Here is a 23,760-nt window from a genome sequence, read left to right on the forward strand (position 1 = left end):
CGGTTACGCGTGTGACTCTTTCACTTCGCGGATCCGGTCCTGATACTCGCGCAGTTTCTGCGGCGTCATCATGCGGCGTTGGTCGTCCAGAACCACACCACCGACTTCATCGGCAATATACTGCGCTGACTGCAGCATCAGCTTAAAGTTTTGCAGCTCATCACCATAGGAGGGAACCTGCATAAAGATCGTGACGCCTGGGGTGGTGAAGTCTGTCATCTCTGGATCAAAGGTCCCAGGATTAACCATATTGGCAAGACTGAATAACGCCGGGCCACTGCCATCAGGGCTGAGATGACGATGGAAAATGCTCATGTCACCAAATTTGAAACCGGCCTGCTGAATACTGTTAAGCAGCAATTCGCCTTGCAACGCAGTGCCATGATGCGCAGAGACGTTCATGATGATGACGGTCTCTTTACGCACCGGTTTTTCGACAACGGGCGCTTCTTCAACCACCGGCTCAGGCTGAGCGACCGGTTCGTGATGCACGGGTGCGACAACCGGTTGTGGTGCCACGGGCTGCGGTGAAGCAGGTTGAACAACGTCCTGACGTGGTTGCACATGCTCAACGGGAGCCACTTTAGACGCGGGTTGAGCAACTGGCTGCTGCGGACGCTCGTCATGATGCTGCAACGGCGCAGGAGCCGTCGCACGCGGTTGAGCGGACGCATAAGGTGGCTGGTATTGATGTTGCGGCTGCTGACGAGGCGTTTCCGGCTCGCTGCTGGCTTTCGGGGGAGTATTCACCCGATGAACGCGAACTTCACCCACACTTTCGTCTTCTTCCTCGACATCCTCGTCGTAAGCGTCATCGTCATCGCGTCGCGACTTCATACGTTTCAGCGGACGATCGCGGAACATAGAAGAGCGTTCTTTACGGCTGGTCCAAAAACCATGAACCAGTAAAGCGATTATGGCGATCGCGCCAACAATGATTAATATCAGACGCAAATCCTGCATCATTATATTCTCTGTTGTTCTAACACCTTGCCAACACGGCAAACATTTACTCACTAAGAGTATTTGCCGATTACGTCAAGTGCAAGTGTACACATGCCATTCACGGCATAAAGATGAACGAAATCGTGCTTTTTGCTGTTTTTTCGAACATTTCCGAACGGGTTTTTTCTTCCGCGAGCAGATAATATAGTCTTCTGAATTTCCGGCTGTAATACAAAGGAGTATCGCCAGGCTATGGTTTCACCTTCATCTGTCCCATCACGCAGCGGCCTTTTTTACTTTTCCCAGGGCTGGAAGCTCATCACCCTCCCTGGCATTCGACGTTTTGTCATCCTGCCATTACTGGTAAACATCGTGTTGATGGGGGGCGCGTTTGTCTGGCTGTTCACGCGTCTGGATAACTGGATCCCCGCCATCATGAGTCATGTCCCCGACTGGTTACAGTGGCTGAGCTATCTGCTCTGGCCGGTGGTCGTGGTGTCGATACTGCTGGTTTTCAGCTATTTCTTTTCGACTATCGCCAACTGGATTGCCGCCCCCTTTAATGGGCTTCTGGCAGAGCAACTGGAGGCACGACTGACGGGAGCAACACCACCGGATGCTGGAATCGGCGCTATCCTTAAAGACGTTCCCCGCATCATGAAGCGTGAATGGCAGAAGCTCGCTTGGTATTTACCTCGCGCCATTGTTCTTTTGCTGCTTTATTTCATCCCGGGTATCGGGCAGACCGTAGCCCCGGTAGTGTGGTTCCTGTTCAGCGCCTGGATGCTGGCCATCCAGTACTGTGATTATCCTTTCGATAACCACAAAGTGCCGTTTAAAACGATGCGCGCCGCCCTACGGACCCGCAAACCAACAAACTTACAGTTTGGTGCCATCACCAGCTTGTTCACGATGATTCCCGTTTTAAATCTGGTGGTCATGCCCGTAGCCGTCTGCGGCGCAACGGCAATGTGGGTGGACTGTTATCGGGAAAAAAATGCACTCTGGCGGTAAGGGCGTTATTCCCGTTCTTATTCCATACTGATTGCCATTATTTCACCTCAGCATATAGATATGCTAATTCCTTACTTCCCCGTGGGCGGTAAGTGGGTATGCTGGGGTGGTTCCCAAATTTCATACAGTTAAGGACAGGCCATGAGTAAGATTTTTGAAGATAACTCGCTGACTATCGGTCATACGCCGCTGGTTCGACTGAACCGTATCGGTAATGGACGCATCCTGGCAAAGGTAGAATCCCGTAACCCGAGCTTCAGCGTTAAATGCCGTATCGGTGCCAATATGATTTGGGATGCCGAAAAACGCGGTGTACTGAAACCAGGTATCGAACTGGTTGAGCCGACAAGCGGTAACACCGGTATCGCGCTGGCCTATGTGGCTGCCGCACGTGGTTACAAACTGACGCTGACCATGCCAGAAACCATGAGTGTCGAACGCCGTAAGCTGCTTAAAGCACTGGGCGCGAATCTGGTACTGACCGAAGGCGCAAAAGGCATGAAAGGTGCCATTCAGAAAGCGGAAGAAATTGTCGCCAGCGATCCGTCCAAATTCCTGCTGCTCCAGCAGTTCAGCAACCCGGCTAACCCGGAAATTCACGAAAAAACCACCGGCCCGGAAATCTGGGAAGATACCGATGGTCAGGTTGATGTGTTTATCTCTGGCGTCGGTACTGGCGGTACCCTGACGGGGGTATCTCGCTATATTAAAGGCACAAAAGGTAAATCAGACCTGATTACCGTTGCCGTAGAGCCAACAGATTCCCCGGTTATCGCCCAGGCGCTGGCGGGTGAAGAGATCAAACCCGGCCCGCATAAAATCCAGGGTATCGGTGCAGGTTTCATTCCTGGAAACCTGGATCTGAAGCTGGTTGATAAAGTGGTCGCCATCACTAACGAAGAAGCGATCAGCACCGCACGTCGTCTGATGGAAGAAGAAGGCATTCTGGCAGGAATCTCTTCCGGTGCAGCCGTTGCTGCTGCACTGAAACTTCAGGAAGACGAAACCTTTACCAACAAGAATATTGTCGTTATCCTTCCATCTTCAGGTGAACGCTATTTGAGCACCGCTTTGTTTGCCGATCTGTTTACTGAGAAAGAACTGCAACAGTAATGCCAGATTGTTACAAACGCACAAAAAAGCACCCAATGAGGTGCTTTTTTGTGGCACACGTCAAAGTTTCACTCCTCCTGCCATTGCTTAGACACCTCGGGTCTGGTATTTAACCATCACATTTATTTTGATGCGCGAAATTAATCGGTTTCTGATTTCACGAAGCTGAATCGATTTTATGATTTGGTTCAACTCTCGCTTTCGCGGCATAATGTTTAATGACGTTTGATACGTCAGTAGCCAGAAGCGCCAGCATCAAAAATGCGTTACCCACGCTCCTGGCTTTCGAGTCGTGTCTCGTAACGCCGGCGCTAACGATACAGGCTAAAGTCAAACCGCCAGGCTAGACTTTAGTTCCACAACACTAAACCTATAAGTTGGGGAAATACAATGTTCCAGCAAGAAGTTACCATTACCGCTCCGAACGGTCTGCACACCCGCCCTGCTGCTCAGTTTGTTAAAGAAGCAAAAGGCTTCACTTCTGAGATCACTGTGACTTCCAACGGCAAAAGCGCCAGCGCGAAAAGCCTGTTTAAACTGCAAACTCTGGGTCTGACTCAAGGTACTGTTGTTACGTTGACCGCTGAAGGCGAAGACGAGCAAAAAGCAGTTGAGCATCTGGTCAAACTGATGGCAGAGCTCGAGTAAGTTTACGGGTTCTTTTAAAGATCAGTCACAAGTAAGGTAGGGTTATGATTTCAGGCATTTTAGCATCCCCGGGTATCGCTTTCGGCAAAGCATTACTGTTGAAAGAAGACGAGATCGTCATTGACCGGAAGAAAATTTCTGCCGATAAGGCTGACCAGGAAATTGAACGTTTTCTGAGCGGTCGTGCCAAGGCATCTGCACAGCTTGAAGCGATTAAGACGAAAGCTGGCGAAACGTTCGGTGAAGAAAAAGAAGCTATCTTCGAAGGCCACATTATGTTGCTCGAAGATGAGGAGCTTGAGCAGGAAATCATAGCCCTGATTAAAGATAAACACATGACAGCTGACGCAGCTGCACATGAAGTTATCGAAGGCCAGGCCACTGCCCTTGAAGAGCTGGACGATGAATATCTGAAAGAACGTGCGGCTGACGTACGTGACATCGGCAAACGTCTGCTGCGTAACATCCTGGGTATGCCCATCATCGACCTGAGCTCCATTCAGGACGAAGTGATTCTGGTTGCCGCTGACCTGACCCCATCTGAAACCGCACAGTTGAACCTGAATAAGGTCCTCGGTTTCATTACTGACATGGGCGGTCGTACCTCCCACACCTCTATCATGGCGCGTTCACTTGAACTGCCAGCGATTGTGGGGACGGGCAGCGTCACCTCTCAGGTTAAAAACGACGACTACCTGATTCTTGATGCCGTTAACAACCAGGTTTATGTTAACCCGTCTGAAGAAGAGATCGAGACTCTGCGTAGCGCGCAGGCTCAGGTTGCCGAAGAGAAAGCCGAACTGGCTAAACTTAAAGACCTGCCGGCTATTACGCTGGATGGTCACCAGGTTGAAGTCTGTGCCAACATCGGTACCGTGCGCGACGTCGCAGGTGCTGAGCGTAACGGTGCAGAAGGTGTCGGCCTGTATCGTACCGAATTCCTGTTCATGGACCGTGACTCTCTTCCGACTGAAGAAGAGCAGTTTTCTGCGTACAAAGCGGTTGCTGAAGCCTGCGGCTCTCAGGCCGTTATCGTACGTACCATGGACATTGGCGGCGACAAAGAGCTGCCGTACATGAACTTCCCGAAAGAAGAGAACCCGTTCCTGGGCTGGCGTGCAGTGCGTATCGCAATGGATCGCAAAGAGATTCTGCGTGACCAGGTTCGCGCCATTCTGCGTGCTTCAGCTTTCGGTAAACTGCGCATTATGTTCCCGATGATCATCTCTGTTGAAGAAGTGCGTGCACTGAAAAAAGAGATCGAAATCTACAAACAGGAACTGCGTGACGAAGGTAAAGCCTTTGATGAGACCATTGAAGTTGGCGTAATGGTGGAGACCCCCGCTGCGGCAACCATCGCTCATCACCTGGCCAAAGAAGTTGATTTCTTTAGTATCGGAACCAATGATTTAACGCAGTACACCCTGGCAGTTGACCGCGGTAATGATATGATTTCACATCTTTACCAGCCGATGTCACCGTCTGTACTGACCCTCATCAAGCAAGTTATTGATGCATCTCATGCTGAAGGCAAGTGGACAGGCATGTGTGGTGAGCTTGCAGGCGACGAACGTGCTACACTTCTGTTGCTGGGGATGGGTCTGGATGAATTCAGTATGAGTGCCATTTCTATCCCGCGCATTAAGAAGATTATTCGCAATACGAACTTCGAAGATGCGAAGGTTTTAGCAGAGCAGGCTCTTGCCCAACCGACAACGGACGAGTTAATGACGCTGGTTAACAAGTTCATTGAAGAAAAAACAATCTGCTAATCCACGAGATGCGGCCCAAATTACTGCTTAGGAGAAGATCATGGGTTTGTTCGATAAACTGAAATCTCTGGTTTCTGACGATAAGAAAGATACTGGAACTATTGAGATTATTGCTCCGCTTTCCGGCGAAATCGTCAATATTGAAGATGTACCGGACGTTGTTTTCGCTGAGAAAATCGTTGGTGATGGCATTGCTATCAAACCGACCGGCAACAAAATGGTAGCGCCGGTTGACGGTACTATCGGTAAAATTTTTGAAACCAACCATGCTTTCTCTATCGAATCGGATAGCGGCATCGAACTGTTCGTTCACTTCGGTATTGATACCGTTGAACTGAAAGGCGAAGGTTTCAAACGCATCGCAGAAGAAGGCCAGCGCGTTAAAGTTGGCGACCCGGTCATTGAATTCGATCTGCCACTGCTGGAAGAAAAAGCCAAGTCTACCCTGACGCCGGTTGTGATTTCCAACATGGACGAAATCAAAGAACTGATCAAACTTACCGGCAGCGTAACCGTGGGTGAAACCCCGGTTATTCGCATCAAGAAGTAATTCTTGCCGATAAAATAAAAATGGCGCCGAATGGCGCCATTTTTGTTTGTCAGGCGGGCAGAATGAGCTCGTCGTAGCCTTTTTCTAACGTATAACGCATCACATCGGTCACACGATCGCCTGCACCATGAATCGCCCCGGCAAGCGGTTTGCCCTTAACGATATTGCTCACCAGTTCAGAACAGAACAGATCGCCGGTCCCTTTTAAATCGGTTGCAATACGCGGGTGCGTGCTGATTTCCACTGCCTCCGCCGTTACCAGCACCACGTGGATGCTGTTGCCATCAGATGCAACGGGCGCGCTGGTGATTGCCACCCATTTCAGGGAATCAGACAGCAATCCTTTCGCAGCCTCAACGGCGCTGTCGATATCACGGCACGGCTTACCGCTGAGAATTTCCAGCTCGAAAACGTTTGGAGTGATCCCTTGCGCCAGCGGCAGCAAATGTTCGCAATAAGCACGAGGGATATCTGGTTTGACGTAGATCCCGCTGTCCGTATCACCGATCACCGGATCAACCAGGATCAGCAATTGCGGGTGCTTTTCTTTCACGGCAGTCAGCCATTTCGCCAGAATCGCAATCTGACTGGCGCTGCCCATATAGCCGGTGGTGACCGCTTTCAGTTCACGCAGCACGTCACGCTCTTCCAGCGCCTGTAGATAGCCGCTGAACCAATCGTCAGGAATAATTCCTCCGTAGAAAGTATCGTAGTGCGGAGTATTGCTGAACAGCACGGTAGGCACGGCCGTCACATTCAAACGATGCTGACGAATGTTGGGCACCGCTATGCTGTTGCCGACACTACCGTATACCACCTGCGACTGCACGGCGACGATGTCGGTCTGCTGCGCACGGGTTTTGTCTCTGAAAAGAATCATTTCCATAATTAAATACCCGCTCCCTGAGAGTAACTTTCCTCACCAAACACGCCAGTGGAGAGATAACGATCTCCGCGATCGCAAATAATGGCGACCACAACGGCACCAGGATTTGCCTGCGCGATGCGGATCGCGCCTGCCACTGCACCACCGGAGCTGACGCCACAGAAAATGCCTTCCCGCACTGCCAGCGCACGCATGGTGTTTTCCGCATCACGCTGATGAATATCCAGGACCTCGTCCACCAGGCTAGCATTGAAAATGCCTGGCATGTATTCCGCAGGCCAGCGGCGGATACCCGGAATGCTGCTCCCCTCTTCCGGCTGCAAACCCACTATTGCCACTGCTCTTTCTTGCTCGCGCAGGAACCGTGAGACACCGGTGATGGTGCCGGTAGTACCCATACTGGAGACGAAATGGGTAATTCGCCCGCCCGTTTGCTGCCAGATTTCTGGCCCAGTGGTGGTGTAGTGCGCGTAAGGGTTATCTGGGTTATTAAATTGATCCAGTAGCTTGCCTTCACCGCGATTGGCCATCTCAAGCGCCAGGTCCCGAGCCCCTTCCATGCCCTGCTCTTTGGACACCAGAACCAGCTCCGCACCGTAGGCGCGCATGGCCGCACGACGTTCCTGGCTCATGTTGTCTGGCATCAGCAACTTCATGCGGTAGCCTTTCAGCGCCGCAATCATTGCCAGTGCAATGCCGGTATTGCCGCTGGTCGCTTCAATCAGCACATCGCCGGGTTGAATTTCCCCGCGCTTTTCCGCTTCAACAATCATGGATAAAGCAGCTCGGTCTTTGACGGATCCCGCCGGGTTATTACCTTCCAGTTTGACCCAAATCTCGCTGCCGTTGTCCGGGCCCAGGCGCTGCAACCTGACCAGCGGTGTGTTGCCGATGGTTTGTTCTAATGTATTGTTCACTTACCCTGTCCAATAAAAAAGCCCGGTCGCGCATTCGCATACCGGGCCTACAAATCGCATCTAACCTGTAGGCCGGGTAAGCGCAGTGCCACCCGGCAACAATTTCTGATGCAATAACCTATCAGGCAGATTCTGCGAGAGCAAGCTCCTCGCGGTTTTCAATCCGCTCATTACCCGAGTACAGGCGCGCATTCTGCAAACCAACAAACAAGCGCTCACCGCGCTCTGGCGCGTCATCACCGGTCAATACAACGCTTAATGGCTCGTCGTGCCAGCCCAGCGGTTGTACCACCAGTTGGGTGTAATGCCCTTTCGGAGTAGCTTCCAGAACCTGTACCGGCAGCGGTGAATCCAGGCTGGTACGGCGGCTGATGTCCACTTCCCACGGGCGCAGGAACAGATCAACCTCGCCCTGGTGCGCCGGGGTATAGCCCAGCGGCCAGCGATGTGCGCCCACATGGAATTGCCCACCGCTGATGGTGCCTCTCAGGCGGTTCACTTCGCCCATAAACTCCAGTACGAAGCGGGTTGCAGGTTCACGCCAAACCTGATTCGGCGCATCAGCTTGTTCGATGTTACCCTGGCTCATCACCACCACGCGATCCGCGACTTCCATCGCCTCTTCCTGATCATGAGTCACGAACACGCTGGTAAATTTTAGCTCTTCATGGAGCTGGCGTAGCCAGCGACGAAGCTCTTTACGCACCTGCGCATCCAGTGCACCAAACGGCTCATCCAGCAGCAGAATTTGCGGCTCTACAGCCAATGCACGGGCCAGTGCCACACGCTGTTTCTGACCACCTGAGAGTTGTGCAGGGAAACGATCGGCCAGATGGGCAAGCTGCACCATCTCAAGCAGCTTGGTCACTTTTGCTTTGATTGTCGCGGAGTCCGGGCGTTCGCGCTTTGGCAACACGGTCAAACCGAAAGCGATGTTGTCGAAAACGTTCATATGGCGGAACAGCGCATAGTGCTGGAACACAAAGCCCACTTTACGCTCACGGGCGTGAATGCGGCTCACGTCAGTGCCGTGAAAACGAATACGCCCGCTGGTCTGATGTTCAAGACCAGCAATGATGCGAAGCAACGTGGTTTTCCCGGAACCTGACGGCCCCAGCAAGGCGACCATTTGTCCGGAAGGGATATCCAGCGAGATATCATTCAGCACCTGGGTGCGACCAAACGACTTCTTAATATTGGCAATCTCAATGCTCATGATTTCCCTCCTGCTGCGCGCGTTTTTCCTGATTGTTCAAACGCCATTGCACTGCACTCTTTAAAAACAACGTCAAAATAGCCATTAATGTCAGCAGGGCTGCGGCGGTAAAGGAACCCACCGTGTTGTAGTCCTGTTCCAGTAATTCAATTTGCAGCGGCAGCGAGAGCGTCTCACCGCGAATCGATCCCGACACCACCGATACCGCACCAAACTCACCAATAGCACGCGCATTGGTCAGCACCACACCGTACAGCAGCGCCCAGCGAATGTTTGGCAGTGTGACGCGCTTAAACATCTGCCAGCCTGATGCACCTAACAGAACTGCCGCTTCATCTTCCTGACTGCCCTGGCTCAACATCACCGGCACCAGTTCACGTACCACGAATGGGCAGGTAACGAAGATAGTCACCAGCACCATGCCCGGCCAGGCGAACATGATTTGCAGGTTATGCGCATCGAGCCACGGCCCCAGCGGGCCATTGGAGCCATAAAAAAGCAGGTAAACGAGGCCAGCCACAACGGGCGAAACCGCGAAAGGAATATCAAGCAGGGTGAGCAACAACTGACGGCCAGGGAAATCAAAGCGCGTTACCAGCCAGGCCAGTAGCGTACCGAACACCAGGTTCACCGGAACTGAAATCAGCGCAATCAGCACCGTCAACCAGATGGCGTGCAGCATGTCCGGGTCAGCCAGATTCTGCAATACCGGAGCCAAACCTTTGCTGAAGGCATGCACGAAGATGTAGACCATCGGCACCACAAGGATAAATGCAGAAACCGTAATCCCGGTGCCAATCAGAAACCATTTTCCCCAGTTAATACGGGGGCTGTCATAGCGTTTCAATTCAGTAACTTCCGCCATTAGTGACCTACCACACGTCGACCAAAACGACTTTGCAGCGTGTTGATGGAGAACAGCAACAACAACGATGCCGCGAGGATGACGGAGGCGATTGCGCTCGCCGCCGGATAATCAAACTCCTGCAGGCGCACGAAAATCATCAGTGAGGTTACTTCCGTCTTCCAGGCAATATTCCCGGCGATAAAAATGACGGCCCCAAATTCGCCAAGACTACGGGTGAACGAGAGCGCCACACCGGCCAACAGCGCCGGGGAAAGCTCCGGCAGTACCACTTTGCTAAAGCTCTGCCAGCGAGTCGCACCCAGCGTCTCTGCTGCCTCTTCATATTCCGGGCCAAGTTCTTCCAGTACCGGTTGTACGGTACGCACCACAAACGGGATGCTGGTGAACGCCATCGCCACGGCGATACCCAGCCAGGTATAGGTCACTTTGATATCTAGCATCGCCAGCCATTGGCCATAAAAACCGTTCACCGAAAACAGTGACGCCAGCGTCAGACCCGCAACCGCCGTGGGCAGCGCGAACGGTAAATCCATCAGCGCATCCAGCAAAGTACGGCCCGGAAAACGGTAGCGGGTTAAAATCCACGCCATCAACAAACCAAACACGCCGTTGAAAATGGACGCCACAAACGCCGAGAGTAGCGTCACTTTATAGGCCGCCACCACCTGAGGATTGGTGATGACTTCCCAGTACTGCGCCCAGCTCATCTGCGCCAGTTGCATTACCAGCGCACTCAGCGGTAACAACAAAATCAGACAGACGAACAACAGGCTGGTCCCGAGGCTTAAGGTAAAGCCGGGCAGCACACGTCTGGAGGAAACTGCAAACATTACTTACGCCCCGCCGCCAGCAATTTGTCTAACTCACCACCGCTGTTGAAGTGGGTTTTCATCACTTCAGGCCAGCTGCCAAACTTGTCTTCCACGCGGAAGAGCTCGGTCTGCGGGAACTTGTCTTTCAACGCATCCATCACTTTGGGGTTGTTCACGCGATAGTAGTAATCGGTAATGATCGTCTGGGCCTGCGGGCTGTAGAGATAGTTAAGATAGGCTTTCGCCGCTTTCTCAGTCCCGTTAGCTTCGACGTTTTTGTCGACCCAGGCCACCGGGAACTCTGCCAGAATATTGGTTTTCGGGATCACGACTTCAAAGCCCTGATCTTCGTACTGCTTACGAATGTTGTTCACTTCCGATTCAAAGCTTATCAGCACATCGCCAAGACCACGTTCCGCAAAGGTGGTGGTCGCCCCACGGCCACCGGTATCAAACACTTCGACGTTTTTCAGGAACTGCGTCATGAACTGCTGGGTTTTGGCTTTATCACCACCGTCAGATTTATCCGCAGCACCCCATGCCGCCAGGTAGGTATAGCGTGCGTTACCGGACGTTTTTGGATTCGGGAAAATCAGCTTCACGTCAGAACGCACCAGGTCATTCCAGTCATGAATGTTTTTCGGGTTGCCTTTGCGCACCAGGAACCCCATGGTGGAGTAGAACGGTGAGCTATTGTTTGGCAAACGGCTCTGCCAGTTCGCCGGAATAAGGTTGCCTTTGTCATGCAGGATCTGGACGTCAGTCACCTGGTTGTAGGTCACTACATCTGCCTTTAAGCCCTGCAGAATCGCCAGTGCCTGTTTAGAGGAGCCAGCGTGAGATTGCTTGATCGTCAACGCGTCGCCCGCGTTATCTTTCGCCCACTGCTGTTCAAAGGGTGGGTTCAGGGCAGCGAACAGCTCACGAGAAACATCATAAGAACTGTTCAACAACTCCGTCGCTTGCGCCTGTGCAGCCAACAGCATCAACGCTGTCAGTGTCAGATATCCTTTTTTCACTACATTAACGGTCATTGCGCACCCTTATTCGATGATGACGATATGGCCTTCAGTTTATTTATAACGAGTATGAAACCAGTAACGGTTTTATATACCGTTTGGTGCTTTGGAAGTTAAAAAGAGAATAAGCATTTCTGGATAGATGCCCCGGCTCCCGGTTGCTTGCACGAATAAGCAGGAAACCGGGCAGGGAAAGAAGAATTACAGTGCCAGCAGTCGTTCTATCGACGGAGCAAAATAGTACCCGCCAGTGACCGGTTTTGTGAAGCGTAACATCGCATCACGCTTGCCATCAGCATCACCGAACATACTCAGTAATTGCTGCTCGATGTTATATAACCGTGCACAGTAGGCACAAAAATACAGGCCGTGAATACCACTGGCAGTGCCATAAGGCAGGCTCTGGCGCACAATTTTCAGGCCTTTGCCGTCTTCCTTGAGGTCAACACGGGTCAGGTGAGAGGTTACCGGGCGATCGTCACCGTCTATCTCTTCATTCGCCTGTTTAGTTCGCCCGATCATCATCTCCTGATCGCCCACGCTCATGCGGTTAAGCTGCTTGAGATTATGCTCCCAACGCTGCACCAGCACATAGCTGCCACCAGCATCGACACCTTCTTTGATGACCGCAACGTCGCGACGTTTTTCTTCACCCGCCGGGTTTTCGGTGCCGTCGACGAAGCCGCTTAAATCACGGTCTTCAACCCAACGGAATCCGTGTGTCTCTTCTTTGATTTCGAGCGTATCACCAAACGCCGCCAGCGCGGCCTGAGCAATAGAAAAATTCACATCGTGGCGCAAAGAAAGAATGTGAATGAGGACATCATGTTGCGTGGCAGGCGCCAGGCCTTTGCCCAGAGGGGCAAAATCTTTCAACTCTTCTGCCCCAACGCCTGCGCTCAGTTCCCGCCAGACGGTATTGCCAAAGGCCACAACAGCACCTGCAGCTGCATCAGGGAATGCCGCCTCGAAGGTCGTCAGTTTATCGATAAATACTTTACAGCCTTCACGCAGGGCATCCAGACTGCCCACGACGTTGGCTTCAATCCAAATTGCCGCACGGCAATGTTCTGGCAATATGCCGCTTTGAACCTGAGTCATCGTTCCTCCTGAAAAAAAGATGCCACGCAACCGTGGCATTGTTGGGGTTATTGTACCCGTTTTTGTTCAGAGAGCGGAACCGCAGACTGTATTAACGTCGCCAGATAATCTTGTGCAGTTTCCAGGATTTAAGCGCATCATCAGAGGGCATAAGTCCTTCCGGGCCGTTCCATTCACCGGTAAACACAAAGCTGATATGCTGACTTTCAGGCGCTTTACACTCCACCCCCTTGCTGTCATCACCCGTTGCCGCCGCACACTGGCCGAAGGCTTTATCGTAAAGCTCACTGAACGGCGTACCGATTTTGGTCCCTTTTGCCGTTTCAATGCTGCTGTCGAGCACATCAACCTGGCTCACCGTGCCATTTTCGCCGTTCACGATCAGCGCAACCTTATCCTCTTTCAGCGCTTCGAAATAACGAATAATGTTGCCCTTTTCGGTCTTCATACCGCTACGCAGATGGTAGTCACCGCCCAGCGCATCGTTAATGGCTTTTTCATCAAGCGCCGTGCTGGCAGTAATATTGCCCACACCCTGCTCGCTCACTTCCGCTGATGAGCCAAACCAGTTCCACGGATTCGCCGCAGACCAGTTGATGGAAGAGAGAGTGGAACAGCCGGACAACACCAGCGCCATAGCGCATATACCTAAACGCAGGGACTTCATCGTAACTTCCTTTCTTGTTAACTCAACGGCTCTTGGAGTGCCGTAAAGGCAAAAAGTGCCCGTTAATGTTCATCCTGATGAAAACAGGCATATAACCGAGGGTTGGTGAGTAACCAGCCCAACGCAACCAGATCCACCACGACAAGGGCTAACCCAATGCCGCTGAGGGTCTCACCGTTCAGCCATAACAGGGGTTGCCACACCAGTAAGGCGATTTGCGCGACAATTAACAGGGGGCGTAATGCGCGCCAGATGCGGGGAAATAACTGCCGACGCCCACAAATGAGAAAAGCCAGCACGGCGGGGCCTCCGGGCAGCAATCCCCACCAGAACGCATCATGATCGGGATAAAAGAGCGTGAGTAGTGCATCTCCCTGCCCGCGTGATGCTCCCGCCATCATAAAAAGAACCCAGGTCCGCGCCTGTAACAACAATACACACCAGAACAAAAACGGCAGCCGCAGTCGACCATGGCTGTCGTAATCCGCAGGCGAAAACTCAATATTCTTCATCTTCGATCAAACGCTTACCTAAGCTCAGTGAATCCGTGTGCTCATATCCCAGTCGTTCATACATGCCGAGTACAACATCATTATCTTCACGCACCATAATGTTGATTTTTGGGCATCCGCGAGCAATAAGCTTTTTCTCAAGGCGACTTAATAAGGCATTGGCGATACCGCGACCACGAAATTCAGGATGCACACCAAGGTAGTACGCCGAGCCACGATGGCCGTCATAGCCGCCCATCACCGTGCCAACAACTTCGCCGTTCACTTCAGCGACCAAAAAAAGACTGACGTCGTGATTAATTTTGCGTTCGATGTCCATTTCCGGATCATTCCACGGACGCAACAGCTCGCAACGCTCCCACAGGGTGACCACTTCGTCAAAGTCGTCCTGGCGAAAAACGCGTATCTCCATGGTTTGTTTGCCCCTTTTAGCTGAAATTATGGTGATTATGGCGCGAACGGCCGCTGCCGCCAATATCCGGCGAAATCGAGACGGGGAAATGGCATAATGTCACTCTGTCACGTATTGAAATGAAAAGTAAAACTTTTATTACTAAGGACTGTCGTAACGGCCTGGACGATACGATATAACACCAGGGACTATGGATAATAAGACTGACCGTATGAGCACTTCAAAACCGTTAAAAATATTCACCTCGCGCCGTCAGATTCTCAAAGCAGGCCTCGCCGCTTTGACCCTGAGCGGCATGTCACGAGCCATCGCAAAAGAAGATACAGCCCTTAAAACCAGCACCGGTCATAGCCCGGTAAAAGCCAAAAAGGCAGGCGGGAAACGTATCGTTATGCTCGATCCCGGTCATGGCGGCATTGATACCGGGGCCATTGGCGGTAACGGCTCGAAAGAGAAACACGTGGTGCTGGCAATCGCCAAAAATGTTCGCACGTTGCTGCGAAACCACGGCATTGATGCACGCCTCACCCGTAGTGGAGATACATTTATCCCGTTGTATGATCGTGTGGAGATCGCCCACCAGCACGGCGCGGATTTGTTTATGTCAATTCACGCAGATGGTTTCACCAATCCCAGCGCAGCAGGTGCATCGGTGTTTGCGTTATCCAACCGTGGGGCCAGTAGCGCCATGGCGAAATACCTCTCTGATCGTGAGAACGCCGCCGATGATGTCGCGGGCAAAAAAGCCACCGACAAAGATCATCTGTTGCAGCAGGTCTTGTTTGATCTGGTGCAGACCGACACCATCAAAAATAGCCTGACGCTCGGTTCACACATCCTGCGCCAGATTAAACCCGTTCACCGCTTGCACAGTCGTAACACGGAACAGGCCGCCTTTGTGGTGCTAAAATCACCGTCAATTCCCTCCGTGTTGGTTGAAACGTCCTTTATTACTAACCCGCAGGAAGAGAAATTGCTGGGTACAACGGCATTTCGTCAAAAAATTGCCAGTGCCATTGCTTCCGGTGTGATCAGTTACTTTAACTGGTTTGATAATCACAAAGCTCATTCGACGAAACGCTGATGACCCTTCCCGATACCCATGATGTGAAAGCCTTCCTGCTTAAATTGCAGGATGATATTTGTCAGCGACTGTCAGCGATTGACGGTGCAACCTTCAGCGAAGATAACTGGCAGCGCGAAGCGGGTGGCGGCGGGCGCAGCCGGGTGCTGCGTGAGGGTGGCATTTTCGAACAGGCGGGGGTGAATTTTTCCCATGTCACCGGAACGGCAATGCCGGCTTCGGCGACCGCGCACCGCCCTGAACTGGCCGGGCGCAGTTTCGAAGCGATGGGGGTATCACTGGTGGTGCATCCGCGTAACCCCTATGTGCCGACCAGCCATGCTAACGTGCGCTTTTTCATTGCGGAAAAACCCGGAGCCGATCCGGTCTGGTGGTTTGGTGGCGGCTTTGATTTGACGCCGTTCTACGGCTTTGAAGAAGATGCCATTCACTGGCACCAGACGGCCCATGACCTGTGTCAGCCGTTCGGGGAAGAGGTTTATCCGCGCTACAAAAAGTGGTGTGACGACTATTTCCATCTCAAACACCGCGACGAGCAGCGCGGTATTGGCGGTCTGTTCTTTGATGATTTGAACACGCCGGATTTCGATACCTGCTTTGCTTTTATGCAGGCGGTGGGAGAAGGCTACACTGAGGCTTATCTGCCGATTGTTGAACGTCGCAAAGACATTGCGTATGGCGAGCGTGAGCGAGAATTCCAGCTTTACCGCCGTGGCCGCTACGTTGAGTTTAATCTGGTGTGGGATCGCGGCACATTGTTTGGGCTGCAAACCGGTGGGCGTACCGAGTCGATTTTAATGTCGATGCCGCCACTGGTGCGCTGGGAATACAACTACCAGCCAGAAGAAGGCAGCCCGGAAGCTGCCTTGAGTGAGTTTATTCAGGTGAGGAAGTGGATTTAACGCTTCCTCGCACTCTCCCCATTCGGGGAGAGTCGGGACAAATCAAAGCGGCTGCGTCTGCGCCTCCACCACCGCCAGTGCCACCATATTCACAATGCGTCTGACCGAAGCAATTGGCGTCAGCACATGTACCGGTTTCGCCACGCCCATCAACACCGGTCCGACTGTCACCCCTTCAGAGCTGGAAACACGCAGTAAGTTGTAACTAATACGTGCGGCCTCCACGTTAGGCATAATGAGAATGTTGGCAGAGCCTTTAAGCGGGCTGTCCGGCATCCGCTCATGACGAATGCTTTCGACCAGCGCGGCATCACCGTGCATCTCCCCGTCAATCATCAAATCCGGCGCTCGCTCACGCACCAACGCCAGGGTGTCGCGCATCTTTGTTGCCGCCAGTGATTTCGACGAACCAAACTGCGAGTGGGACAGTAGCGCCACCTTGGGCTCTATACCAAAACGGCGCACCGTCTCTGCCGCAAGGAGGGTAATTTCTGCCAGTTGTTCTGCGGTCGGGTCCTCATTCACGTAGGTGTCGGCGATAAAGGTATTGCCGCTTGGCAACAGCAGCGCATTCATCGCCCCTGCCGCATGCACCCCTTCGCGATGACCGAAGATCTCCTGCACCACACTATAGTGCTCATGGTAATCGCCGATGGTGCCACAGATCATCGCATCTGCTTCGCCACGATGGACCATGATGGCGCCAATCACTGTGGTATCACTGATCACCGCCCGCTGCGCCTGCTCTTGCGTCACGCCACGGCGCTTCATGATGCTGAAGTATTCCGTCCAGTACTCTTTGAAGCGCGGATCCGACTCATTGTTGACGATTTCGAAATCCACATCCGGGCGAATTTGCAGCCCCAGTTTCTGGATGCGCATCTCAATAACGCCAGGACGACCAATCAGGATCGGTTTTGCCAGCCCTAGTGATACCAACTCCTGGGTGGCGTGCAGCACACGCGGCTCTTCCCCTTCGGTCAGCACCACACGTTTGGGATCTTTACGTGCCAGGGAGAAAATCGGCTTCATAAACAGATTGGTTTTGTAGACAAACTCGGTGAGCTTGTCGACGTACGCATCCATGTCTTTAATCGGTCGCGTCGCCACACCCGAATCCATCGCCGCTTTCGCGACTGCTGGTGCGATCTTGACGATCAGACGTGGGTCAAACGGTTTGGGGATCAGATAATCAGGGCCAAAACTCAGATCCTGATCGCCATAAGCCGAAGCAACGACTTCGCTTTGTTCAGCGTGCGCCAGTTCTGCAATGGCATGCACGGCAGCGAGCTTCATCTCTTCGTTGATTGCCGTCGCGCCGACGTCCAGCGCCCCCCGGAAAATGAACGGGAAGCAGAGGACGTTATTCACCTGGTTCGGATAGTCAGAGCGACCGGTGCAGATAATCGCATCCGGGCGCACCTCTCTGGCCAGTGGTGGCAGAATTTCCGGCTCCGGGTTGGCCAGCGCAAGGATCAGCGGCTGACGGGCCATCTTTTTCACCATCTCCGGCGTAAGCACTTTCGGGCCTGAACAGCCAAGGAAAATATCCGCGCCGTCCACCACATCCGCCAGCGTACGCTTACCGTCATCGTCAACGGCATACTCCGCTTTGGTTTCCGCCATGTTGGCTTCACGGTTTTTGTAGATAACGCCTTTGGAATCGCACACCACAATGTTGTGCTTTTGCATACCCAGCGCCACCAGCAGGTTCATACAGGCGATTGCTGCAGCCCCTGCCCCGGAGACCACCATGCGCACATCGGAGAGGTTTTTCTCCACCACGCGTAAACCATTAAGAATGGCTGCCGTACTGATGATCGCGGTCCCGTGCTGGTCATCATGGAACACGGGAATATTCATCCGTTCGCGCAGTTTGGCTTCAATGTAGAAACACTCCGGCGCTTTGATGTCTTCAAGGTTGATGCCACCGAAGGTCGGCTCCAGCGCCGCCACCACATCGATAAGCTTGTCCGGGTCATGTTCATCGACTTCAATGTCGAACACATCAATGCCCGCAAATTTCTTAAACAGTACCCCCTTCCCTTCCATCACTGGCTTACCGGCCAGCGCACCAATGTTCCCCAGCCCCAGCACCGCAGTCCCGTTGGAGACAACGGCAACCAGGTTGCCACGCGCCGTGTATTTGTAAGCTGCCAGCGGATCTTTCGCTATCTCAAGGCAGGGAGCGGCAACGCCGGGGGAGTAGGCCAGCGCCAGATCGCGCTGTGTGGCGAGCGGTTTCGTTGGTGAAACCTGGATTTTCCCCGGTTGGGGGAATTCGTGGAAATCGAGGGCACTTTGTTTTAACTGGTCGTCCATTTGCTGTTCCTTTCACGTATCTTTCAGATGTGAAGCGTAAACTGTCCAAATGCACCGACCAGTATGTCCCCTGCGCTTTTCTCAAACTTTGAACACCTCCAAAGTCTGACGACGCCATAACAAAAATTGCTATCAATTCATAACACGATTGTTACAACCCTGCGGAAGCAGAACAGCCCCGGTCTGCTATGCTTTTTGGTTATGCACATCACATTTCTGACGGCACTACATTTCGAAAAATTCATATAACACCCTGTTGTTAAAGGAGAATGACTATGAATCATTTAGACGGCATCAAACAGTTCACCACCGTGGTGGCGGACAGCGGCGATATAGAATCCATTCGTCACTATCAACCAGAAGATGCCACCACCAACCCTTCTCTGCTCCTGAAAGCAGCCGCCCTTGACCACTTTAAGCACCTGATCGACGACGCCATTACCTATGGCAAAAGCCACGGTAAAACCCAGGAACAGCAGGTGGCAGAAGCCTGTGACAAACTGGCGGTCAATTTTGGTCAGGAAATTCTCAAAAGCATTCCGGGCCGCGTCTCTACCGAAGTCGATGCGCGTCTCTCGTACGATAAAGAGAAAAGCGTCGCCAAAGCCCGCAAGCTTGTCGGTCTCTATCAGGAACTGGGGATCGATAAATCACGCATTCTGATCAAACTCGCTTCAACCTGGGAAGGGATCCGTGCTGCAGAGGAGCTGGAAAAAGAGGGGATCAAGTGCAACCTGACGCTGCTGTTCTCCTTTGCTCAGGCACGCGCCTGCGCCGAAGCGGGCGTCTTTTTAATTTCCCCGTTTGTCGGACGTATTTACGACTGGTATCAGCAGCGCAAACCCATGGACCCGTATGTGGTGGATGAAGACCCAGGGGTGAAATCGGTACGTAATATCTACGATTACTTTAAGCAGCACCGCTACCAGACCATTGTGATGGGGGCGAGTTTCCGTCGTACCGAACAAGTACTGGCGCTGGCGGGTTGTGACAGACTGACCATCTCCCCTGACCTGCTCAAAAAGCTGCATGAACAGGAAGGTATCGTTGAACGCAAACTCGTCCCACCTTCCCAAAGTTTCCCACGGCCGGAGCCCCTCACCGAAGCGCAGTTCCGCTGGGAACATAATCAGGATCCCATGGCCGTAGAAAAACTGTCAGACGGCATCCGCCTGTTCGCCGTCGACCAACGCAAACTCGAAGATCTGATCGCCGCAAAATTTTAACCCTGACCAAGGAGAGAATGATGTCCCGTAAAGAGCTCGCTAATGCGATTCGTGCCCTCAGTATGGACGCGGTACAAAAAGCCAATTCTGGTCACCCCGGTGCACCAATGGGCATGGCGGATATCGCCGAAGTGCTATGGAATGATTTTCTGAAGCACAATCCCACCGACCCCACCTGGTATGACCGTGACCGCTTTATTCTCTCAAACGGCCACGCCTCAATGCTGCTGTACAGCCTGCTGCACCTGAGCGGTTACGATTTGCCGATTGAGGAGTTGAAAAACTTCCGCCAGTTGCATTCCAAAACGCCAGGGCACCCGGAAATCGGCTATACACCGGGCGTTGAAACTACTACCGGCCCGCTGGGTCAGGGGCTGGCAAATGCAGTGGGTCTGGCGATTGCGGAACGCACCCTTGCAGCCCAGTTCAACCAGCCTGGGCATGACATTGTCGATCACTACACCTATGTGTTTATGGGCGATGGCTGCCTGATGGAGGGGATTTCCCACGAAGTCAGTTCACTCGCAGGCACGCTGGGTCTGGGCAAATTGATAGGGTTTTATGACCACAACGGTATCTCTATCGACGGAGAAACTGAAGGCTGGTTTACCGACGATACCGCCAAACGGTTTGAGGCCTATCACTGGCACGTCGTGCATGAGATAGACGGGCACGATCCTGAGGCGCTCAAAAAAGCCATCAAGGAAGCGCAAAGCGTGAAAGACAAACCGTCGCTGATTATCTGCCGCACGGTGATTGGTTTTGGCTCGCCGAATAAAGCCGGGAAAGAAGAGTCGCACGGCTCTGCGCTGGGTGAAGAAGAGGTAGCATTAACCCGCCAGAAACTGGGCTGGAAATACCCGGCCTTCGAAATCCCGAAAGAGATCTATAAAGCCTGGGATGCCCGCGAGCGTGGTGAAAAAGCGCAACACGGCTGGAATGACAAATTTGCCGCCTATAAAAAAGCACACCCTGAACTGGCCGCTGAGTTTACCCGACGCATGAGCGGTGGTTTGCCTGAGGACTGGGAGAAAATAACCCAGGGCTATATTGAAAAACTGCAGGCAGAACCGGCTAAAATCGCCACCCGTAAAGCCTCGCAGAATGCACTCAACATCCTCGGCCCTGTGCTCCCCGAACTGCTGGGTGGCTCTGCGGATTTGGCGCCCAGTAACCTCACCATCTGGTCCGGCTCGCACTCACTGAAAGAAGATCCGGCGGGTAATTACATTCACTACGGTGTACGTGAATTTGGGATGACAGCAATCGCCAACGGTATCGCCCATCACGGCGGCTTTGTCCCTTACACCGCCACCTTCCTGATGTTTGTTGAATATGCCCGTAACGCGGCGCGTATGGCAGCTCTGATGAAAGCGCGGCAGATTATGGTCTATACCCATGACTCGATTGGTCTAGGGGAAGATGGGCCAACGCACCAGGCGGTCGAACAGCTCGCCAGCCTGCGCCTGACACCTAACTTCAGCACCTGGCGTCCTTGCGATCAGGTGGAGGCGGCGGTGGGCTGGAAGCTGGCAGTTGAGCGCCATACTGGCCCGACAGCGCTTATTCTTTCACGTCAAAATCTGGCACAGATGGACAGAACGCCGGAACAGGTAAAAGCGATCGCCAAAGGTGGTTATATCCTGAAAGACACAGACGGTAAGCCGGATCTGATTTTGATCGCCACAGGCTCAGAGATTGAAATCACCGTCAAAGCGGCAGAAAAACTGAGTCAGGACGGGCACAAAGTGCGGGTAGTTTCCCTGCCGTCAACCGACATTTTTGATGCCCAGGATGAGCAATACCGGGAGTCGGTTCTGCCATCCGACGTCAGCGCCCGCGTGGCCGTGGAAGCCGGTATCGCAGACTACTGGTACAAATATGTCGGCCTGAAAGGGGTGATTGTGGGTATGACAGGCTACGGGGAATCGGCCCCTGCCGATAAGCTCTTCCCGTACTTCGGCTTCACCGTTGAAAACGTGGTTGAGAAAGCCAAACGCGTGATTAAGGTTTAACGCGTAACCCAAAGAGTGGGCCAGGCATCTGGCCCATGCCAGTTATCACATTTCGGTTCTTCGGCGTAGCGCACCAGGTTGAAGCGCTGGCCGTTGAACCGCCACCGCGTCATCACTCCGCAATCCGCTAGCCCACGACCTTTTGTTAACGTCGTCAGCTCACGCGTTTTTTCATCAAAGGTCGCATTCATCAATTCAAGATCGTTACTGCCGTTGGAAGGGGTAAAAGGCAGCTTAAGATTTACCGGCCGTGAAGCAAAAGGTTTTTCCCGTGACACCAGCCAGGCCAGCTCCACCGTATTGTAGGCACCGGCCTCACAATCAATGATCAACAGTGCTTTGTCATCCGTCAGTGCCGTAACCCGCACTTCCCGGCGCATAGGATCGAGCGAACACTGGCTGTTGTTCATCCGCCAGTTGCCGTAATCGAGCAGGTCATTGAGTTCTTCGTGCGTAAGCGGTGTGGGGGTGGGGTTAACCAGTGCAACTTCTTTCAGAGCAGGCGCAGGCGGAACGCTCAGTGGCGGATCGTCGCCTTTTTTAATCCACGCCGTTTCACTGCCCACACGTTTTTGCTGTGCATCAATAAAAAGCAGCGCGGCCTTCAGCCCAACCAAGGAAATTGTCCCCTTCCCGTCCTGTAGCGAAATGCTCTGCGCTTCCTGAATGGTTTGCAGGAAAGCGGTAATGGCGACTGCATTATCCGTCATCAGATGCCAGGGCGTTATCTGCCACTGGTCGGTACCCAGAGGAAGTACAGCGTCATCAAGACGCAAGCGGGGAGCAATGGCAGGTTCTTTTGCCGGAGGTAGTTCCCGCCCACCCAAATCAATACGTAGAGCAGCGTCAGTATGCGCACCCGCACTGCGGGCAAGCGTCATCACCAGGCCATTGTGAATACCCGTATTACGCGCCACGCAGAAGTTTTGATTATTACAGGTTACTTGCCAGTCAGAAAAAGACTGTTGCACCGGAGCTGCCCATGAGAAGGTAGCTGGCAACAGGCCCAGAAGAACAGCAAGCAAAACGCGGTAACGCATGGATAACACAGCCCCGGAAGAAGATAGCAACACACAACCCGCGTATCTTCGTGCTACCACGCCTGCCGCTCAATCAGAATTGTCGGATAGATTTATCTAAAATGCAGGTTATTAACTACAATAAAATCAATCCATTAGACCTGATGATTTTAAATATTGTAATAAAATCACCGCTTTGCCGTCTCGAATATCTCCGTTCGAAACCATAGAAAGCGCCTCGCTAAACGGCAATTCCAGCACTTCAATATCTTCATCCTCAACACCGCCACCGCTGTTGGCTCGTGTGCTTTCATCATACTCGGCAATAAAGAAGTAGACGATTTCAGTCACCCCACCCGGAGACATGTAGAGCTCGAAGACCTTTTGTACTTCACCCACCTGGTAGCCTGTCTCTTCGATAGCCTCTTTGCGAATGCACACTTCTGGCTCGTCGTTATCAAGCAGACCCGCGCAGGTTTCAATCAAACGACCGTCTTTATTGCCGTTAACCCAGGTCGCAATACGGAACTGGCGAATCAACACCACTGTCCGTTTTTCACGGTTGTACAACAGGATAGTCGCGCCGTTACCCCGGTCATAAACCTCGCGTTTATGCTGGATCACTTCACCGTTATTACGTGTCAGATCGTAGGTAATATTGCGCAGAATGAAATAGTTATCAGAAAGGACTTTGTCTTTAATGAGGTCAATTTTAAACGACATACAGGCTCCACACCGTA

General features: G+C 52.7%; 23 protein-coding genes. 9 read left to right on the forward strand and 14 right to left on the reverse strand.

Annotation, left to right across the window (positions count from 1 at the left end):
- Nucleotides 1-3: 3 nt before the first annotated feature.
- Nucleotides 4-966, reverse strand: coding sequence for a cell division protein ZipA (gene zipA, locus AC5JPW_RS19600; protein WP_494242780.1), 963 nt, complete (start codon nucleotides 964-966; stop codon nucleotides 4-6).
- Between the two features lie 231 nt (nucleotides 967-1,197).
- Between zipA and cysZ the strand changes: the two genes are divergently transcribed.
- The 5 genes from cysZ to crr all read left to right on the forward strand — a co-directional run bounded on the left by cysZ (nucleotide 1,198) and on the right by crr (nucleotide 6,042).
- Nucleotides 1,198-1,959, forward strand: coding sequence for a sulfate transporter CysZ (gene cysZ / locus AC5JPW_RS19605; protein ID WP_494242781.1), 762 nt, complete (start codon nucleotides 1,198-1,200; stop codon nucleotides 1,957-1,959).
- Nucleotides 1,960-2,100: 141 nt separating this feature from the next.
- A complete protein-coding gene (gene cysK / locus AC5JPW_RS19610; protein WP_494242782.1) occupies nucleotides 2,101-3,072 on the forward strand; it encodes a cysteine synthase A in 972 nt (323 codons plus the stop codon).
- 390 nt (nucleotides 3,073-3,462) lie between these two features.
- The gene (gene ptsH, locus AC5JPW_RS19615; RefSeq protein ID WP_039079738.1) at nucleotides 3,463-3,720 is read left to right on the forward strand and encodes a phosphocarrier protein Hpr; all 258 of its coding nucleotides are present in this window, start codon (nucleotides 3,463-3,465) and stop codon (nucleotides 3,718-3,720) included.
- 44 nt (nucleotides 3,721-3,764) lie between these two features.
- The gene (ptsI, locus tag AC5JPW_RS19620) at nucleotides 3,765-5,492 is read left to right on the forward strand and encodes a phosphoenolpyruvate-protein phosphotransferase PtsI (protein ID WP_494242783.1); all 1,728 of its coding nucleotides are present in this window, start codon (nucleotides 3,765-3,767) and stop codon (nucleotides 5,490-5,492) included.
- A gap of 40 nt (nucleotides 5,493-5,532) precedes the next feature.
- A complete protein-coding gene (crr, locus tag AC5JPW_RS19625; protein WP_437430595.1) occupies nucleotides 5,533-6,042 on the forward strand; it encodes a PTS glucose transporter subunit IIA in 510 nt (169 codons plus the stop codon).
- A gap of 49 nt (nucleotides 6,043-6,091) precedes the next feature.
- On the opposite strand, the gene pdxK is transcribed toward crr, so the two are convergent.
- The 10 genes from pdxK to AC5JPW_RS19675 all read right to left on the reverse strand — a co-directional run bounded on the left by pdxK (nucleotide 6,092) and on the right by AC5JPW_RS19675 (nucleotide 14,452).
- Nucleotides 6,092-6,928: a pyridoxine/pyridoxal/pyridoxamine kinase gene (gene pdxK, locus AC5JPW_RS19630; RefSeq protein ID WP_494242784.1), complete on the reverse strand. Its 837-nt coding sequence runs from the start codon at nucleotides 6,926-6,928 to the stop codon at nucleotides 6,092-6,094.
- Nucleotides 6,929-6,930: 2 nt separating this feature from the next.
- Nucleotides 6,931-7,845: a cysteine synthase CysM gene (gene cysM, locus AC5JPW_RS19635; protein WP_494242785.1), complete on the reverse strand. Its 915-nt coding sequence runs from the start codon at nucleotides 7,843-7,845 to the stop codon at nucleotides 6,931-6,933.
- 121 nt (nucleotides 7,846-7,966) lie between these two features.
- Nucleotides 7,967-9,061, reverse strand: coding sequence for a sulfate/thiosulfate ABC transporter ATP-binding protein CysA (gene cysA / locus AC5JPW_RS19640; protein ID WP_494242786.1), 1,095 nt, complete (start codon nucleotides 9,059-9,061; stop codon nucleotides 7,967-7,969).
- Nucleotides 9,051-9,926, reverse strand: coding sequence for a sulfate/thiosulfate ABC transporter permease CysW (cysW, locus tag AC5JPW_RS19645; RefSeq protein ID WP_494242787.1), 876 nt, complete (start codon nucleotides 9,924-9,926; stop codon nucleotides 9,051-9,053). Before cysW ends, cysA begins: the two co-directional genes overlap by 11 nt.
- On the reverse strand, nucleotides 9,926-10,759 hold the full coding sequence (cysT, locus tag AC5JPW_RS19650) for a sulfate/thiosulfate ABC transporter permease CysT (RefSeq protein ID WP_494242788.1): 834 nt from the start codon (nucleotides 10,757-10,759) through the stop codon (nucleotides 9,926-9,928). The genes cysW and cysT overlap by 1 nt, the downstream gene beginning before the upstream one ends.
- Nucleotides 10,759-11,775: a sulfate ABC transporter substrate-binding protein gene (locus AC5JPW_RS19655; RefSeq protein ID WP_494242789.1), complete on the reverse strand. Its 1,017-nt coding sequence runs from the start codon at nucleotides 11,773-11,775 to the stop codon at nucleotides 10,759-10,761. The genes cysT and AC5JPW_RS19655 overlap by 1 nt, the downstream gene beginning before the upstream one ends.
- Before the next feature lie 186 nt (nucleotides 11,776-11,961).
- Nucleotides 11,962-12,861, reverse strand: a complete 900-nt coding sequence (locus AC5JPW_RS19660; protein ID WP_494242790.1) for a Dyp-type peroxidase — start codon at nucleotides 12,859-12,861, stop codon at nucleotides 11,962-11,964.
- 91 nt (nucleotides 12,862-12,952) lie between these two features.
- Nucleotides 12,953-13,528 (reverse strand): RpoE-regulated lipoprotein, encoded by a 576-nt coding sequence (locus AC5JPW_RS19665; RefSeq protein ID WP_494242791.1) that lies wholly within the window; start codon nucleotides 13,526-13,528, stop codon nucleotides 12,953-12,955.
- Nucleotides 13,529-13,590: 62 nt separating this feature from the next.
- Nucleotides 13,591-14,040 (reverse strand): DUF2919 domain-containing protein, encoded by a 450-nt coding sequence (locus AC5JPW_RS19670; RefSeq protein ID WP_494242792.1) that lies wholly within the window; start codon nucleotides 14,038-14,040, stop codon nucleotides 13,591-13,593.
- The gene (locus AC5JPW_RS19675) at nucleotides 14,027-14,452 is read right to left on the reverse strand and encodes a GNAT family acetyltransferase (protein WP_494242793.1); all 426 of its coding nucleotides are present in this window, start codon (nucleotides 14,450-14,452) and stop codon (nucleotides 14,027-14,029) included. Before AC5JPW_RS19675 ends, AC5JPW_RS19670 begins: the two co-directional genes overlap by 14 nt.
- 211 nt (nucleotides 14,453-14,663) lie before the next feature.
- Between AC5JPW_RS19675 and amiA the strand changes: the two genes are divergently transcribed.
- Entirely contained in the window at nucleotides 14,664-15,536 is an 873-nt protein-coding gene (amiA, locus tag AC5JPW_RS19680; protein ID WP_494242794.1) for an N-acetylmuramoyl-L-alanine amidase AmiA, read from the forward strand.
- Nucleotides 15,536-16,438, forward strand: a complete 903-nt coding sequence (gene hemF, locus AC5JPW_RS19685) for an oxygen-dependent coproporphyrinogen oxidase (protein WP_494242795.1) — start codon at nucleotides 15,536-15,538, stop codon at nucleotides 16,436-16,438. Before amiA ends, hemF begins: the two co-directional genes overlap by 1 nt.
- A gap of 42 nt (nucleotides 16,439-16,480) precedes the next feature.
- Here hemF and maeB read toward each other — a convergent pair whose 3' ends face one another.
- The gene (gene maeB / locus AC5JPW_RS19690) at nucleotides 16,481-18,760 is read right to left on the reverse strand and encodes an NADP-dependent oxaloacetate-decarboxylating malate dehydrogenase (protein WP_494242796.1); all 2,280 of its coding nucleotides are present in this window, start codon (nucleotides 18,758-18,760) and stop codon (nucleotides 16,481-16,483) included.
- A gap of 275 nt (nucleotides 18,761-19,035) precedes the next feature.
- On the opposite strand from maeB, the gene tal reads away from it, so the two are divergent.
- Together tal and tkt are read left to right on the forward strand one after the other, a co-directional pair.
- Nucleotides 19,036-19,986 carry a transaldolase gene (gene tal / locus AC5JPW_RS19695; RefSeq protein WP_494242797.1) on the forward strand — a complete coding sequence of 317 codons (951 nt, stop codon included), beginning with the start codon at nucleotides 19,036-19,038 and terminating at the stop codon, nucleotides 19,984-19,986.
- 20 nt (nucleotides 19,987-20,006) lie between these two features.
- Nucleotides 20,007-22,001 carry a transketolase gene (tkt, locus tag AC5JPW_RS19700; RefSeq protein WP_494242798.1) on the forward strand — a complete coding sequence of 665 codons (1,995 nt, stop codon included), beginning with the start codon at nucleotides 20,007-20,009 and terminating at the stop codon, nucleotides 21,999-22,001.
- On the opposite strand, the gene AC5JPW_RS19705 is transcribed toward tkt, so the two are convergent.
- Together AC5JPW_RS19705 and nudK are read right to left on the reverse strand one after the other, a co-directional pair.
- Nucleotides 21,998-23,041, reverse strand: coding sequence for a DUF1176 domain-containing protein (locus AC5JPW_RS19705; protein WP_494242799.1), 1,044 nt, complete (start codon nucleotides 23,039-23,041; stop codon nucleotides 21,998-22,000). The two genes, tkt and AC5JPW_RS19705, sit on opposite strands and share 4 nt — an antisense overlap.
- A gap of 126 nt (nucleotides 23,042-23,167) precedes the next feature.
- The gene (gene nudK, locus AC5JPW_RS19710) at nucleotides 23,168-23,743 is read right to left on the reverse strand and encodes a GDP-mannose pyrophosphatase NudK (RefSeq protein WP_494242800.1); all 576 of its coding nucleotides are present in this window, start codon (nucleotides 23,741-23,743) and stop codon (nucleotides 23,168-23,170) included.
- Nucleotides 23,744-23,760: the final 17 nt, after the last annotated feature.

Source organism: Phytobacter sp. (genome assembly GCF_059074235.1).